Raw genomic sequence first — 15883 nt, forward strand, 5'->3', positions numbered from 1 at the left:
TGGAGGGGAAAAGACTGCTTCCTTAAATTTTTGTTATTTTAACCTTTTCAATTTTCTTTTCTTCCATTTCAAGTATCAGAAATCTCAGGTTATGATAGCGAAGCTGTTCGCCGGCCTTCGGAAGCCTGCCGAACAAACCGAATAAAAACCCGCCGATTGTATGAAAGTCTTCACTTTTAAGCTCAGTCCCCACAAGGTCATTTATCTCGTTAAGCCCTGTGGAGCCGGAGACTACAAATGTGCTTTCATCAACAACCTCAACCTCTTTTTCAGCTTCAATCGCCTCAAATTCATCCTGAAGCCCGCCGACAATCTCCTCAATTATATCCTCAAGTGTTATAAGCCCAGCGGTCCCGCCGTGCTCATCAACGACAATCGCTATCTGGAATTTGTTTTTCTGCATTTCATCAAGCAGTCCGGTCACCATCTTGCTTTCCGGAATATAGTAGGCCTCTCTTATAAAACTTGTAATAGACATCTGATGAACAACCTCCTCCTCCGCCATCTTCCTCAAAATGTCTTTTACATAGAGAATGCCGGTAATGTTGTCCACCGTCTCCTTTATGACCGGGTAGCGCGAATATCCCTCTTTTGATACAAGCTCAAGAACATCGGCAACAACGGCATCCTCAGGGATTGCCACTATCTCGGTTCTCGGCACCATTGCCTCAGACACTCTCTTATCGCCGAATTCAAACACCTTGTGAAGCATCTCTTTTTCTTCTTCCTCAAGCGTGCCTTCCTCTTCGCCCATGCTTATCATTGTCTTCATTTCTTCCTCTGTCAGAAACTGCGGGATGGGCTTTGCTTCACCGCCGAAAAGACGTATTATAAGGTTTGATGATGTGTGAAACACCCAGACGAGCGGTGAAATAACCTTGATGAATATTTCAACGGGTCTTGCCAGAAACAGCGAAACACCCTCTGCATGCGTAACGGCAAATGTCTTAGGGGCCAGCTCTCCAAATACCACCGTAAGGTAGGTCATGACGGCAGTTGCAATTATAACGCCGCTTTCCTCTCCAAAGAATTTTAACGCAACTGCAGTCCCGATAGATGTGGCAAGGACTGTAAATAAATTCCCTGACAATATTACTGCACTGAAAAGCCTGTCGTGCTGGTCCCTGATCTTCTGCACAATCATGGCATTTCTGTCGCCCTTTTCAATTAAGTGCCTCAGCCTGATTCTGTTAACGGCAATAAAGGCTGCCTCTGAACTTGATAGCATTGCAATCAAGATAAGGCAGAAAATAATGATTATGAGGCTTATAAGGTTGGATTCCATAGTATTGTTAAGTGAGTTTTGCAATGATTGCGTCTGCAGCCTCTGACGTAGTTGCGGCAGAAGGGTCGTCAGGCGCGGGTTTCATGTCATACGTTACATACTTCCCTTCCCTGATTACTCCGGCAACAGCACTATCCAGTTTCTCAGCCGCCTGCGCCTCGCCGAGATGCCTCAGCATCAGGACGCCGCTTAGAATCATTGCCATGGGGTTTACCTTGTTGAGTCCATTATATTTAGGCGCACTGCCGTGGGTAGGTTCAAAAACTGCATATTCATTCCCGATATTTGCTCCGGGCGCAAGACCAAGTCCGCCGATAAGACCTGCCGCAAGGTCTGAGACTATATCACCGTAGAGATTGGGCAGGACCAGCACATCATAAAGGCCCGGTTTCTGGACAAGCTGCATACACATATTATCAATGATTTTGTCCTCAAATTTAATATCAGGGTAACCCTTGGCGACTTCCCTTGCCGTTTCAAGAAACAAGCCGTCAGAATATTTCATGATATTTGCCTTGTGCACGGCAGTTACTTTGCGTCTCTTGTTTTTCCTTGCATATTCAAATGCAAAGCGGACAATCCGCTCAGTGCCGAAAACAGATATGGGCTTTATGCTGATGCCGGAATCACTCCGTATAGTCTTTTTAGTGGTGTCGTGTATCAGCTTGATAATGGATTTGGCGCCGTCCGAGTCCTTCTGGTATTCAATGCCTGCATAAAGGTCTTCGGTGTTCTCTCTTACAATGACAAGGTCTATGTCTTCATATTTTGTCTTTGCGCCAGGGTAACTCCTGCAGGGCCTCAGACAGCAGTAAAGCTCAAGGGTCTGCCTTAAAAGGACATTAACGCTGCGGAAACCCGTGCCAACGGGAGTTGTGATCGGACCCTTAAGGGCCACCTTGTTTTTCCTGATAGATTCAAGCGCCCTGTCAGGAAGGGGTGTGCCTTCTTTATTAAAAACCTCTGTGCCTGCATTCTGGATATCCCACTGGAAGGGGACTCCGGTGGCTTCAAGGACTTTCCTTGTCGCTTCTGTTATTTCCGGCCCTACGCCGTCACCCGGGATAAGAGTTATTTTATACATTATTCTGAAATTTGAGGTATAAGCGTGAGAATTTTACGGACTATTTCAGGATGCCCCGCTATTAACTTGAGTTCATCATCCGTAAGAGGCTTCTGGGTATGGAGGTTTGCATACTGGACCAGCTCCAGGATTTTTCTTGCCTCTTTATCATTGTCAAAGTGAATGCCGAGATTATCATACACATGCATAAAGCCTTTAAGCCCGCCGTATTCGCCGGTTGTTATTATTCTTCCTGTCTCACATAATTCAGGCTCTCCCCTGCCTACCTCTTCAGGGTCATAAAGCTCATAGTTGCGCCGGTCCTTAAGCGCTCCGTCTGCGTGTATGCCTGACTCATGCGCAAAGGCATTGGCGCCTACGCCTGCCTGATTTATGGGTATCGGCAGACCAAATGCGTATGAGGCATACCGGGCGAGCCTCCATGCCTTTTTCAGGTCCACGTGCTCATCAAGGTTTATCTTGTCGCCAAAGCCGTGAGAGAATTTAAGCGCCAGAATCGTAGAAACGAGATCGCAGTTCCCGGCCCGTTCACCGTAGCCGTTTATCGTTGTATTTATATATGCGTCAACACCGCTTTCAATGGCCCCCTGCGCTCCTGTAAGAGACACTGCCTCAGCCATGCCGAGGTCATTATGGCAATGTGTCTCTACCGGAAATTTTGTTACTTCCGCAATGTGCTTTATCCTCTGATAAATCGTTATCGGGTCGTCTGCGCCGAGCGTATCGCAGTAACGGAACCTGTCAGCCCCGTTTTCCCTGCCTGCCTGCGCAAATTCAATTAGTCTCTCAACATCTGTCCTTGAGGCGTCCTCGGCATTTATTCCCACGGTCTCAGCACCAAGCGTCTTTGCCGTCTTTAAAGCCTCTATCATTGAATTCAGCACATCTTTCCAAACCTTTCTTCCCTGAAACTTGCCCTGAATCATTATCTCGGATGTTGAGATGGATATATTAAGGTGTTTTATATTCGGGCAGTTTTTAAAAGTCAGTTCCACGTCATCCTTCACTGCCCTGCACCACCCTTCAAGGTGCATTCTTTTTATTACGCCTGCCTTTGCAAGCTCAAGGTTTGCGTTTATGTAATTTACCTCGTGCCTGATGGTAGGAAATCCCACCTCGCTTTGAAACAGCCCCATTTCATCAAGATAGATATTGAGCATTGTCTTGGCAAGCTTGCTCAAAAGGATGCGCGAGGTCTGTACCCCGTCCCTGTTTGTAACGTCTATCAGATAAATCTTTTTCATAGTCTAATATATAAACATATTTTATGGGGATTTACAACACCTTACCTCATTCTTGAAGCATGGGTATTCTAAGTGTTATATTATCTCAATGAAAAACATACAAGGAGCAGATAAGGTTAATGCGCCTTATAAAATAAGTCTCCTGCATAAACCAATAGTCCATCTTTTGTTAATTTTTATAGTTGGTTTGATTGTATACTCCAACACCTTCCATGTGCCGTTTCAGTTTGATGACATATCCAATATTGTAGAAAATCCCATTATCAAAGACCTTCAATATTTTTCAGAACCTTCAAATGCAAAAGCATTCCCCTTATACAACACTTTTAAAAATCGGTTTATAGGCTATCTTACTTTTGCACTTAATTATAAACTGCATGGTCTTGATGTCACAGGTTATCATGCGGTCAATCTCGCAATCCATATCATAAACGCACTGCTTGTCTACTGGCTTGTCCTTCTGACATTTAAAGCCCATAGCTCATGGCTCATGGCTCATAGTAAAAAAATAAATAACCATGGACTATCAACTATGAGCTATGACCTATCAGCTATCATTGCTTTCTTCTCCGCACTGCTCTTTGTCTCCCACCCTATTCAGACGCAGGCAGTCACTTACATTGTCCAGAGGTTTACATCACTTGCAACTCTCTTTTATCTACTGAGTTTGGTGATGTATGTGAAATTCAGAACACAGAACCTGCCTACCGGACAGGCAGGCACAGAGCACAGAGCCTGCCTACCGGACAGGCAGGCACAGAACACTGACAAGAGGCAAAAAATCTTTAGTCTGTCATCTGTGTTCTGGTATCTGACATCTGTATTCTCTGCTGTCCTTGCCATGAAGACTAAGGAAATTGCCTTCACCCTCCCAGTTATCATTGTACTTTATGAATTTTTCTTTTTCAGCAAGTCTCAAATTCAACCTTCATCCTCACGCCTCACACTTTACGCCTTACGTTTTCTCTATCTAACCCCCTTTCTCCTAACCCTGCTCATCATCCCTGTTTCCTATATCGGGGCTGACACATCTGCCGGAGATTTGCTAAGCGATGTATCTGAGACAGCAAGGCTTCAGACTGATATGTCAAGGCTGGACTATCTCTTTACCCAGTTCAGGGTAATTGTGACTTATATCAGATTATTGTTTCTGCCAATAAACCAGAATCTTGATTATGCCTATCCAATATCTAACTCTTTTCTAAATCCAAACGTGTTCCTGTCGTTTCTGTTTCTTTTGGTTGTTTTTTGCCTTGGTATTTATTTTCTTTACGCATCACGCATCACGCGTTACGCATTGCGAATAATGGCTTTCGGCATTTTCTGGTTCTTCATAACCCTGTTTGTTGAGTCAAGTGTTATCCCCATTATAGATGTGATATTTGAACACAGACTTTACCTGCCAGGCATAGGTTTAATAATTGCCTTTGTTTGTTTTGTTTTTTTTCTTTCGTCACGTTTTAAACATCGTCTTCCCCTTGCTACTTGCTACTTGCTACTAACTACTATCCTTGTTGTTCTCTCCATCGCCTCTTATCAAAGAAACGCTGTCTGGCAGGATGCAGTGACCTTGTGGGAGGATGTGGTAAGAAAGTCACCATTACTATCCAGACCCCACATACACTTAGGGCAGGCATTAGCCGAGAAGGGACGCTGGGATAATGCCGAATATCATTTTGCCAGAGCAATGGAATTTAAAAAATCAGGGGGGTTAAAAAAACATATGACTATTGATTTACTTTCTCTTAATAAAGAAGACATTTTGAATTTTCAGATAGCCAGAGCAAAAAAGGATGTAGAAAATCAGCCAAGTGATAAATCATTTACTCATTTAGGATTCCTCTACTTAGATGCAAGACAGTATGAACAGGCAATGGGACAGTTTGAAAAAGCGATTGAGTTAAATCCAACTTACATTGAAGCCCATGAAGGCATGTATGTGAGTAAGGGTATGGTGTACACTGCTAAGGGTATGATTAAAGAAGCTATAAACGCATACAGGAATGCTATTATGCATAACCCTAAAGATTATAGAGTTTATATCTTTTTAGGAATCCTTTATGCTAAAAATGGTCAGATAGATGAGGCTATTGAGATGTTCGAACAGGCATTAATTGCTAATCCTTCTTCTTTTGAGGCCCACAAAAATATAGGTGTCGCTTACAATAATAAGGGATGGACTCATAAAGCTGAAGAGCATTTTCGTCGGGCCAAACAGTTGAATCCCGCGTTAGAATAAAGGAAGAAAGGGGAAGGAGGTATTTATCCTTCCCCTTATATCACTTTTTACACAATTATACAGTTTTTAGGCTATTGAGTAGGACAAGTGTTTGGATAAAATGCATAGTTTTCATCATATACTCCTGCACATGTAACATTACCTGTCACCTGTCCATCAAGCATCGTGCTACCGACATAAGCGGTTGCGCCTGCCCCGCTGTTTATCGCAAACGAACTCCCTTTTATCATAGAATTGTTTATCTTTGCAGTACTCCCACTAAAATTCTCAACACCAGCATATGTAGCATCTATTGCTACATTTCTCATTATAAGAGTACCATAGTTATATATGCCAGTATGACCACCACTAATTATTATATTTTCCATTACAGGGGAACATTCCTGCTGAATAGCCACGCCTACAGCAGCATTAATAGTTAAGTTCCTCATTATTGGAGAACCCGAGTACATATTGAATACACCGGTTGATGTGCCAATGCCTTCAATTGTTACATTTGTTAAAATGGCATTAGAATAGGAATTCAAAATACCAAACTGTGCGGTAGTAATAACTGTAACATTACTAATCCGTGGGGACGTCTGGTAGTTGACTATTGCTGCATTTTGACCTGTGCCGAGGTTGACAACCTGAATAGTCAGAAACCTTAATTCTGCATTTGAAGAACCCATTACAGGAGCAGGAGATGAACTACCTATTATTTTAGTTGTATTCTCTCCAGACCCTTCTATATCAACATAAGACTTCATCTGCACACTACTTGTGTCTATGTTATAAACGCCCGGCATGATCTTTACCAGATAGGGATTAGTTGCTGAGGCATCTGTAATAGAATTCACAGCATCTACTGGATTGGTAAAATCACCGCCGCTTGGAGCTACTATAATCACATTATTATAAAACCCAATTTTAGACGGCGTCACCGCTCCGTCAGCAAGCTTAGATGTCGTAACTGTCCCATCACTAATATCTGCCCCGGAATGGCTATGGCTTCCAAGTTTTGACCCCGATATTGGACCTGTTATTTTCGTATCCGTCACTGCGCCGTCTGCTATTTTGTTTGTTGTTACTGCTCCATCAGCAATCTTAGAGGTTGATACTGCACTATCCTGAATTTTAGCACCGGTAACTGCACCATCTGTTATTTTGGGCGTAGTCACTGCTCTGTCCTGAATATGTCCTGTCTTTATTCCGCTTCCGCTGTTTGTATTCTGCCCACTTGTTCAGTCTGCTTCTTTAATATGCTGGGATATAACAGAATCGTCTTGCAGTGCAAAAGCATTTATACTAAATAACACACATACAAACATTACAATTAACAATAAACTCATTTCTCTTTTTTCTATGGGAAATTTCTCCTTTATTTTTGATTGTTATCTAAAACCCAAAAGATCACATGTATCCCTTGGCCGCTTCAAGGCGGAACTCCAGAGTAAATACGAAGGGTTTTATTAAACGACTTCAAGACAAGCCCCCCGAGAATGGATTTTTGAACAAAAATTCTTTTATAAAAGATGACTGACTGAGCAATATTGGGGCGGGGTTAATTAAGATGAACGGTTTGATATAACATAAGATAATGCACCTTCTCAATAGTTCTCCCCTTATTGGATGTTAGAAAAACATACATTTTTTAGCATACAGAAAGTTACTGTGTCAAGGGGAATATTAAGGGTGTGATGTTACTATTTAAAAATGTCACACACCAACAACGGTGTCAAGCTAATAAATGGTTTTACCCCACTACATCCAGCCTTCTTACCCGTAACTCCACTCCAAGCTCCTCTGCAATAGCCCTGCATTTCTCAAGATTTATTTCAGGCAAATCAACAACTGTGATTTTGACTTCAGGTATATATTTTTTTGCCTCTCTGATAAAAGCAATGACTGCATCAAATGCGCCTTTAAACTCGGGCTTGCAGACTTTTTCATATTTATCTTTGTCTTCAGCGTCAAGACTCACTGAAACGCAGTCCGCAAGACCCTGAAGTTCAGGAAGTATGTCTCTTCCATGAATTAAACTGCCGTGTCCGTTGGTGTTTATCCTGACCTTGCCGCCTTTTTGTTTTACCCATGCGGATACCTTCTTAACAACATCAAGCCTGAGGAGAGGCTCACCGAGCCCGCAGAAGACAACCTCTTTATAATTTTTAGGCTCGCCGACTGTTTTGATTAATTCCTCTGCAGAAGGCTCACTTTCAAGTTTCAGGTTATGCCCCTTGACATAGCGCGCCTGAAACCTTATACAGAATCCGCACCTGTTTGTGCACCTGTTTGTGATATTCAGATAAAGTGAATCCCTTATCTGATAGGCAATCTCGCCTTTTGCAGGCAATTCGCCTATCTTAAAAAGTCTCATGGCATTGAGTGTCGTAATCCTTGATATGTCTGACAGGGTTATACCCCTTATGCCTGCAATGGCTTCTGCGGTATATTTTAAATAAGCAGGCTCATTTCTTTTCCCCCTTACCGGCACAGGGCTTAAGTAAGGCGCGTCGGTTTCTATCAGGAGGCGTTCATCAGGGATTAATCTTGCAATTTCCTTCAACTGAATTGCCTTTTTAAAAGTCACAGGGCCTGCGATTGATATATAAAAACCCATGTCCATTGCCTGCCTTGCCATATTCATATCGCCTGAATAACAGTGGAGGACTCCCCTATGCGGAGCGGTCTTTTTGAGGATTCTGGTGGTGTCTTCCTCTGCCTCCCTGCTGTGGACTATGACCGGGAGATTAAGACTTTTTGCAATGACAAGCTGTCTCTTGAAGGCCTCAATTTGAAGGTCTTTCGGAGAATGAAGGTAATGATAATCAAGCCCTATCTCTCCTATTGCCGCTACCTTCGGCTTCCCCGCCCATTCTTTAATTTCCTGATAAAGTTTTTCATTAAGGGTCTTTGCGTCATGGGGATGAATGCCGACGGAAAGATACACCTGAGGAAAATCAGCGGACAGTTTAAGCCCTTTTACATTGCTCTCCCTGTCAGAGCCGATGTTGACAATGTATTCAACGCCGGCATCTTTGGCGCGTTTAAGCGCCTCTTCCCTGTCCCTGTCAAAATCCGCCATCTCAAGATGGCAATGCGTGTCAATAAGCATTTATTCTCCAATTCTAATTATGAATAAGGCCGGTTGAAAAAAACTAAAGACCTAATCTCTCCCTAAAAAACTTTCGCACCTTTCGCATGGTTTTCAGCGCCAGTCTTGAATCTTCTATTATTGCGGTTTCTCCGGGATAACGAAACTGCACTGAGAATGGGTTCAGAATTCTTAGGTCAGGACGATAAATATCCATTAACGGTTCTTTTACAATCGCTATCTCAAGAAGTTTAATGAGGTCGTGTGTCTTAGGGAACTCTATTCTCTTTGCAACAAGATATGCTTTTAAATATTTTTCTATGCACTGCTGGCTATGGAAGCCCACAACATCCGGCGCTGGTTTTTTCCGTTTTCGCGCCATGGTCTCGGCAGTTTGGCAATCCTGTTCTGCCTTTGAAATCCATTCAAATACATCAAGCCGGTTTTTCATAAAGAACTTTTCCGGCTTTTAGGATGTTTCTTATAAATGGGTCAAACATTCTGGTTCTTTTTTTTATTTCTTCAGGGGTTTTGACAATTATATCCATTGGCATAGTTCTTGGTTCTAACAGCTCGCTTACCATGGCATAACGCTTCAATCCCTTTTCCTTGGTATTTACAATTACAAGAAGGTCAAGGTCGCTGTCTTTATTAGGCTTGCCGGACGCGTAAGACCCAAAGAGGATAATCTTCACGACATCAAGATTATTAACCAAGCGCTTTATTAATGCATTGCTCAAAGATTTTTTTGATGGTAGCTGTAATATCTCTTTCATTTTAGAACCCATGTAATTATAAAAGTAGGATAATGTTAATAGTTTAATATTTCAAGGAAAAAATTGAAACATCGCCGAAGCTCAGGGCGGAATTTCAGCAATTGGGGTTGTTATTCCCCCTTAGAAAAGGGGGCGCAGGGGGTTGTTATCAATCCATTTCTCAATAGCACCTACTACCCCACATATATTCTTCTTAACATCTAAATCATAAAATCTTAAAACACTTCTGTGGGTTCAATTTTGCAAATTGAACCCTGATATCCGGGCAGGTAGCTAATAACTTATATGAATATTAGGTTCTAGTTACAAACCTGAACCCGCTTGAGATTCCCCTCTAATAAGAGGGGTGCAGGTGTGTGTTTATCGTGAATTTATAACATCCCCCTGTATCCCCCTTTGCTAAGGGGGAATTTGTTGAGATTTTTTATAAACTCCTGAATATCATTCCAGCTTACCTGTTCCACAGGGCAGTTGTCCCCGCAATTTTTAAATTTTGATGGATTATTGCCCATCACACTTTCCCACTGCCCTTGTGTAACCTCATACTTCCCTATATAAAAATCATCCACGCAGACTTCATGCACGGGCTTCGAATCAGCGTATGAATACCCATCACCGAATGTATCACCCATCTGATAGCATCCGCCTTTGACAATGATAAACTCCATGCCAGTAACAGGGTCTTTGATTGCACCCTCATTGTCAAGGGTAGAAACAGAGGGCACGGTGTCTGTTGTCTCTATTTCTTCTTCAATTATTTCTTTACTGTTGCTTTGAAATATAAAATCCCCGCCTTCATGCCCTGAGTTTCTTATATCGCTATACTCAGGCACCTGCTCTGATTTGCCTGCTACCATCTGTTTTATCCGTCCATGAAAAATCTCTTCTGCCGTAAATACGCCTTTGTCAGTCTCACTAAGCGCTGTCAGAAACGCCCTTGCAAAGACAGAATGTCCGCTTCCTCCTGCATCTGATACAGGCTCATTGCCTCCGCTTGCCATCAAGGTCCTTGAAGGTCGCCCCATCATCTTTTTAAGAAACTCTGTCCTGCTGCCTTTTGATGAGGTGTCTATTGACGCCCCTCTTGTGAGCGTGCCTGAATAACAACTGTCTGCCACTACCAGTATGTGTCTTGATGTAATCCGCTTAATGTTTGTTGTTATATCATCCGCCATTATCCAATCCACAGGGTTGTCCCTCTGTGCGTCCACAGGAAGCCAGTAGGCTTTATCCGCTGTCTTGTCAAATTCCCCATGCCCTGCATAGTAGATTAGAAGGCTGTCGTTTTGTCCTAATTTCTTCCTGAATTCATTGATACCTGAGAGGATGTCTTTGCGGGTTGCATCAAGAAGTAACTTTGTCTTAAAGCCGTATTTGTTCTTTAATATCTTTTCAACATCAACTGCATCAGCGGCAGGGGTTTTTAATTTCGGGAAATATTTGTAGTTATTGTTCCCGATGATAATGGCATAGTAGTTTGTATTAAGCTGAATTGCGGCTTCGCCACTGTTTTTAGGCTTGACTGTAACGCTTCTGTCGGCAGGATACGCATTTCCAGTAATTAGGAAGATTGATAAGAACAGGAAAAACAGTTTTGTCTTCATGTACCCCCCTGCTGCGTACTATTAAGCAAGCCTTGATTAAGATTATCCTGATATTGGTCTGATTTTGCAAATTTATTTAATGATTTTGAAAAAATTATATCAGCTTGCAAGCATTTTTAAAAGGTAATTTTCACAACTGCAAATATAAGCATATTTTGGTATAATTATCCTGTTAATCAAAAACAATTCACCACTGAGGGCACAGAGGGAATCTTTATTCATTTTAAATTGCAAAATTATCAATTATCATTTCAAATTTAAACAGGAGGGATACAACTATGGAATGGCTTAAAGGCGTTGCGGAAATTAAAGACGGTTCTGTTTCAATAAAAGACAAGGCAGGCGTCAGAAATAAGATGGACAGTCTTATTTATGACGCTGTTTTTGAGGCTGACGACGAAAAAAGAAAGGCGCGTTTTCTGATTGTCAAAGAAATTGCAAAGGCATGCGGTGCAGTACCCGCCTCCATACAGGGGCTTTACGAAGAACTTGGAAAGGGTTACCGCGGCTTTACCGTGCCTGCCATGAATATCAGGGGGCTTACCTATGACACTGCTAAGGCAATCTTCAGAAAGGCGCTGAAGATGAATGCAGGCGCAATGATTTTTGAAATCGCCAGGTCAGAGATAGGCTATACAAAGCAAAGGCCGCTTGAATATTCCACAGTCGTCCTTGCTGCAGCGGTAAAAGAAGGATACGAAGGCCCTGTCTTTATTCAGGGCGACCATTTTCAGTTTGTGAGGAAAAATTATCTCAGTGATGCCAATGCCGAAACAACTTATGTACGGGGGCTTATTTCAGAGGCGGTAGAGGCTGAATTTTACAACATAGACATAGACGCCTCAACCCTTGTGGACCTGTCAAAAGGGCCGCTGAAAGAACAGCAGTCGCCCAACTATACAGTCACGGCAGACATGACCTCCCACATCAGGAGCCTTGAGCCTAAGGGCGTTACTATATCAATCGGCGGCGAGATAGGCGAAATCGGAGGCAAAAACAGCACGGTTGAGGAGATGAGCGCATTTTTAAGCGGCTTCAGGGAGACACTTGATAAAAAGCTCATAGGTATCAGCAAAATAAGCGTGCAAAGCGGTACTACTCACGGCGGGGTCGTACTCCCGGACGGCACCCTTGCCAAAGTAAAGATAGACTTTGATACCCTCACTGCGCTTTCAGATGCGGCGCGCAAGGAATACGGGCTTTCAGGCGCCGTACAGCACGGCGCATCCACACTTCCCGAGGAAGCATTCGTTAAGTTTCCTGAGACAGGAACCGCGGAGGTGCATCTTGCAACAGGATTCCAAAATATAATCTATGACAACCCATCCATGCCGTCTGCATTAAAGTCAGAGGTTTATGATTACCTCCATAAAGAATGTGCAAAGGAAAAGAAAGAAGGACAGACCGAAGAGCAGTTTATTTACAGCGTTAGAAAAAAGGGCTTCGGCCCGTTTAAGAAAAAGTGGTGGGACATGCCCGCAGAAGCCAAAAAGCCCATTGTGGTTGAGCTTGAGGACAAATTCGGACTGCTCTTTGACAGGCTGAAGGTCGTAAACACCATGGATATCGTCAAAAAAACAGTTAAGCCGGTCAGCGTCAGAAAAGACCTGGCAGACTCACTAAAAAAGCTCTCATGAAAAAAAGGCTTGCCATCCTGGTCGGCGGCGGTCCTGCGCCCGGCATAAACGGCGTGATAAGCGCTGCAACAGTTGAAGCCGTAAGCAAAGGCCTGCAAGTCATAGGCATTATGGACGGCTTTAAGTGGCTTTTCCGGGGAGATGTAAGCAAGACAATCCATTTAACTGAAAAAAATTCATGGCATATACATAACCGCGGCGGCTCCATACTAAGAACCTCAAGAGATTTTCCTGATAATCCGGAAAAACAATTCAAAAACATGGTAAACGCATTGAAGAAATTGAACATCAAATTCCTTATCACAATCGGCGGTGACGGCACGGCATATATGGCCAGAGAGATAGAAAGAAGAACCATAGGGCTGATTTCTGTTGTTCATGTGCCAAAGACCATAGATAATGACCTTCCCCTGCCGGGAGGAAATCCGACCTTCGGATTTGAGACAGCAAGGCACTGGGGGACTGAAATAGTTGAAAATATTATAGAAGACGCCCGTACAACAGGCCGGTGGTATTTTGTGACAACAATGGGCCGATATACAGGGCATCTGGCGCTCGGTATAGGGAAAGCTTCAGGAGCAACAATTACACTTATCCCTGAAGAGTTCAAAGAAAAAAGACTGAAATTCACAAAAGTGGCTGATTTGCTTGAAGGCTCTATCATAAAACGGCTTTCCCATGGACATCTTCACGGCATTGCAATACTCGCAGAGGGAGTTGCAGGCAAGATTAATGTTAAAGAACTTTCCCGGTATGAGCATGTTGGGAAAGACGATAAAGGAGATTTGCATCTCTCAGATATCCAATTTGGAAGAATCATGGAGCAATTTGTAAGTAAAAGCATGGAGTCGCGCGGAATAAAAGTCAAAATTATCCATAAAAACATCGGATATGAGTTAAGGGCTGCTGACCCAATTCCCTTTGATGCGGCATATACGAGGAATCTCGGATACAGCGCCGTGAAGTTTCTTCTGAATGGCGGGAAAGGCGCAATGATTACGTTTTTTGAAGACAGATTAATCCCTATTCTTTTCAGAAAAATGATTGATCCTGTCACTAAGAAGACACGGCTCAGATATGTTGACATTAAGTCAGAGCCGTATCTGGTCGGCAGGGAGTACATGATAAGGCTTGAAAAGGAAGATTTCACTCCCCGGAAACTCGCAAGGCTTGCAAAGGCAGGCTGCATGAGCGCCACTGAATTCAGGGAAAGGTTCTCTTATCTGGTATAACCTCTGTTCAGATTACAGATGCCGCTCTATTGGCATCTTGGCCTCTTCAAATTCATAGCTGAATTTCTGAGGTTTTCTTCCGAAACATGTGCCAAGGTTTTCAAAAAGTGCAATCTCGTTAACATCAACTCCCCTTCGTTTTATTGCCTCTGATGTCGGCATATAAAATATCTTACTGCCCTGTACATTGACTACTGTATTCCCTGTCCTGCCTGAGAGCAGGAGAAGTACTGCTGCCGCTCCGGCCCTCTGACCAAAATTGACATCAAATGCTGATGACTGCCCTGAACGTACAAGATGACCCGGTGTTACTTCCCTTGCCTCCGGAATCTCATAAATACTGGGGATATACATGCCGACCCTCTTCATAAATTCCTTTACATCAGGGTCCGCCTTTAACCTTTTCTCAAGCTGCTGTCTCACATATTTGCCGGCTCCTGCAAGTTTTTTATGCCCGAATGCGTCAATGCCTGCAGATTCATCATAAAGCATTTCTCCGCTTGCGGTCTTAATCCCTTCGGCAACAACAATAATGTATGTACCCGCTTTCACATCGCTTCTGTCTACCCTCGCAAAATAAGTTGCCTTCATGTGTTCATATACAACATCAAAGTCTACAAGCACCTCAGGGAGCAGAATACAGTCGGCTTCTGCGCCTATTCCGCCGCATAAGGCTGTATGCCCTACATATCTTCCAAAGACCTCAATTACAAGAATGCGGTTATGGCTCATGCCTGTAGTTTTAAGGTCTCTTGTAAAAACAGCTATCCTGTTGATTGCAGAATCGCCTCCTACACTGTAAGGTTGAAGGTCAAGGTCCATGGTTTTAGGGACATGAATGCATGGAATCCCCTGAGAAGACAGGTCCACAACAACACTTCCGGTATCATCGCCGCCGCTTATAATCAAGGCGTCTATAGCAAATTTCTTGAGTCCGTTTTTTATGCGTTCATATTTGTCAGGGTCGGCAATCTTGCTTATTTTTACCCGTGAATGACCTGCTTCAGAACCTGCAAGCGATGCCTCTATGCGGCTCACTCTCTCCGCATTAAGAATAACAACTTCTTTTAAATCAGCAAGATTATAAAGACCTGCATATCCATTGGGGATTACAACTGATTCTATGCCGTGAGCATATGCTTCCCGCGCAACACTTTTTATAACTGCATTGAGACCGCCGCAGTCTCCTCCGCTGGTGATAATGCCTATTCTTTTAATTCCCATATCAATACACCATCCTTTCAGTTTTTTATATGTTTGATAGTTCGTTAATTTATAATTATACCTCAATTCCGGCAAAAATTGGCAGTGACAAATATTTAAATAAAATATATAATTCAGGCAGACGGCGCGGGAGAAAAAGTTAAATAGTAAAGAACTTTAATATTGCTGATTCTGAATAAAAGGCTTTTTTTGACTTAAAATTTTATAATTAAATTATGCGCAGGCGGCTGTATCTTAAGCTGGGCGATAAGGTAAGGCATCTGAAATATGATATATGGGGCACAGGAGAAGTCATTGAAGAAAAACATTCCGACCTTTCCGGCGGCTTTTGCATGGTGAAGGTGCTTTTTGAAGACGGCAATGAGCGGTCCTTTATCAATGATCTGGACCACGAACACTGCTGCTGCTATGCAGGGCTTAAACTGATTCCCTGAATCAATGGCAAACACCCTTATAAATCATTCCAGCCTTCTTTTAATATA

At 43.0% G+C, this 15883-nt stretch carries 13 protein-coding genes; 4 read left to right on the forward strand and 9 right to left on the reverse strand.

Annotated elements, in window-relative coordinates:
* Positions 1-22: 22 nt before the first annotated feature.
* The 3 genes from HZA10_09070 to HZA10_09080 are packed head-to-tail and all read right to left on the reverse strand — an operon-like array spanning position 23 to position 3613.
* Positions 23-1309 (reverse strand): HlyC/CorC family transporter, encoded by a 1287-nt coding sequence (locus HZA10_09070; protein ID MBI5196460.1) that lies wholly within the window; start codon positions 1307-1309, stop codon positions 23-25.
* Positions 1293-2372, reverse strand: a complete 1080-nt coding sequence (locus tag HZA10_09075; GenBank protein ID MBI5196461.1) for an isocitrate/isopropylmalate dehydrogenase family protein — start codon at positions 2370-2372, stop codon at positions 1293-1295. Before HZA10_09075 ends, HZA10_09070 begins: the two co-directional genes overlap by 17 nt.
* Positions 2369-3613: a homocitrate synthase gene (locus HZA10_09080; GenBank protein ID MBI5196462.1), complete on the reverse strand. Its 1245-nt coding sequence runs from the start codon at positions 3611-3613 to the stop codon at positions 2369-2371. The genes HZA10_09075 and HZA10_09080 overlap by 4 nt, the downstream gene beginning before the upstream one ends.
* An 88-nt stretch (positions 3614-3701) precedes the next feature.
* Here HZA10_09080 and HZA10_09085 point away from each other — a divergent pair, with 88 nt between their 5' ends.
* Positions 3702-5852 carry a tetratricopeptide repeat protein gene (locus tag HZA10_09085; protein MBI5196463.1) on the forward strand — a complete coding sequence of 717 codons (2151 nt, stop codon included), beginning with the start codon at positions 3702-3704 and terminating at the stop codon, positions 5850-5852.
* A gap of 71 nt (positions 5853-5923) precedes the next feature.
* Here the strand turns inward: HZA10_09085 and HZA10_09090 are convergent, their stop codons facing one another.
* The 5 genes from HZA10_09090 to HZA10_09110 all read right to left on the reverse strand — a co-directional run bounded on the left by HZA10_09090 (position 5924) and on the right by HZA10_09110 (position 10561).
* Positions 5924-7012 carry a hypothetical protein gene (locus tag HZA10_09090; protein MBI5196464.1) on the reverse strand — a complete coding sequence of 363 codons (1089 nt, stop codon included), beginning with the start codon at positions 7010-7012 and terminating at the stop codon, positions 5924-5926.
* A 575-nt stretch (positions 7013-7587) separates the two neighbouring features.
* A complete protein-coding gene (locus tag HZA10_09095) occupies positions 7588-8949 on the reverse strand; it encodes a YchF/TatD family DNA exonuclease (GenBank protein ID MBI5196465.1) in 1362 nt (453 codons plus the stop codon).
* A 43-nt stretch (positions 8950-8992) separates the two neighbouring features.
* Positions 8993-9379, reverse strand: a complete 387-nt coding sequence (locus HZA10_09100; protein ID MBI5196466.1) for a HEPN domain-containing protein — start codon at positions 9377-9379, stop codon at positions 8993-8995.
* Positions 9363-9704: a nucleotidyltransferase domain-containing protein gene (locus HZA10_09105; protein MBI5196467.1), complete on the reverse strand. Its 342-nt coding sequence runs from the start codon at positions 9702-9704 to the stop codon at positions 9363-9365. Before HZA10_09105 ends, HZA10_09100 begins: the two co-directional genes overlap by 17 nt.
* A gap of 371 nt (positions 9705-10075) precedes the next feature.
* Complete coding sequence (locus tag HZA10_09110) at positions 10076-10561, reverse strand: SUMF1/EgtB/PvdO family nonheme iron enzyme (GenBank protein MBI5196468.1); 486 nt, start codon at positions 10559-10561, stop codon at positions 10076-10078.
* Between the two features lie 1025 nt (positions 10562-11586).
* Between HZA10_09110 and HZA10_09115 the strand changes: the two genes are divergently transcribed.
* Both HZA10_09115 and HZA10_09120 read left to right on the forward strand, forming a co-directional pair.
* Positions 11587-12945: a class II fructose-bisphosphate aldolase gene (locus HZA10_09115; protein MBI5196469.1), complete on the forward strand. Its 1359-nt coding sequence runs from the start codon at positions 11587-11589 to the stop codon at positions 12943-12945.
* Complete coding sequence (locus HZA10_09120) at positions 12942-14177, forward strand: 6-phosphofructokinase (protein MBI5196470.1); 1236 nt, start codon at positions 12942-12944, stop codon at positions 14175-14177. Before HZA10_09115 ends, HZA10_09120 begins: the two co-directional genes overlap by 4 nt.
* A gap of 12 nt (positions 14178-14189) precedes the next feature.
* Here the strand turns inward: HZA10_09120 and HZA10_09125 are convergent, their stop codons facing one another.
* Positions 14190-15395, reverse strand: a complete 1206-nt coding sequence (locus HZA10_09125) for a 6-phosphofructokinase (GenBank protein ID MBI5196471.1) — start codon at positions 15393-15395, stop codon at positions 14190-14192.
* A 221-nt stretch (positions 15396-15616) separates the two neighbouring features.
* Between HZA10_09125 and HZA10_09130 the strand changes: the two genes are divergently transcribed.
* On the forward strand, positions 15617-15835 hold the full coding sequence (locus HZA10_09130) for a DUF3553 domain-containing protein (protein ID MBI5196472.1): 219 nt from the start codon (positions 15617-15619) through the stop codon (positions 15833-15835).
* The last annotated feature ends 48 nt before the right edge of the window (positions 15836-15883 follow it).

The organism is Nitrospirota bacterium (assembly GCA_016212185.1).
Classification (GTDB): Bacteria; Nitrospirota; Thermodesulfovibrionia; order UBA6902; family DSMQ01; genus JACRGX01.

Bases quoted from the DNA above. Each gene is read 5' to 3' on its own strand.
- HZA10_09085 (MBI5196463.1), top strand. From the start codon at position 3,702: ATGAAAAACATACAAGGAGCAGATAAGGTTAATGCGCCTTATAAAATA.
- HZA10_09115 (MBI5196469.1), top strand. From the start codon at position 11,587: ATGGAATGGCTTAAAGGCGTTGCGGAAATTAAAGACGGTTCTGTTTCA.
- HZA10_09080 (MBI5196462.1), bottom strand. From the start codon at position 3,613: ATGAAAAAGATTTATCTGATAGACGTTACAAACAGGGACGGGGTACAG.
- HZA10_09120 (MBI5196470.1), top strand. From the start codon at position 12,942: ATGAAAAAAAGGCTTGCCATCCTGGTCGGCGGCGGTCCTGCGCCCGGC.
- HZA10_09130 (MBI5196472.1), top strand. From the start codon at position 15,617: ATGCGCAGGCGGCTGTATCTTAAGCTGGGCGATAAGGTAAGGCATCTG.
- HZA10_09110 (MBI5196468.1), bottom strand. From the start codon at position 10,561: ATGGTAGCAGGCAAATCAGAGCAGGTGCCTGAGTATAGCGATATAAGA.
- HZA10_09100 (MBI5196466.1), bottom strand. From the start codon at position 9,379: ATGAAAAACCGGCTTGATGTATTTGAATGGATTTCAAAGGCAGAACAG.
- HZA10_09095 (MBI5196465.1), bottom strand. From the start codon at position 8,949: ATGCTTATTGACACGCATTGCCATCTTGAGATGGCGGATTTTGACAGG.
- HZA10_09105 (MBI5196467.1), bottom strand. From the start codon at position 9,704: ATGAAAGAGATATTACAGCTACCATCAAAAAAATCTTTGAGCAATGCA.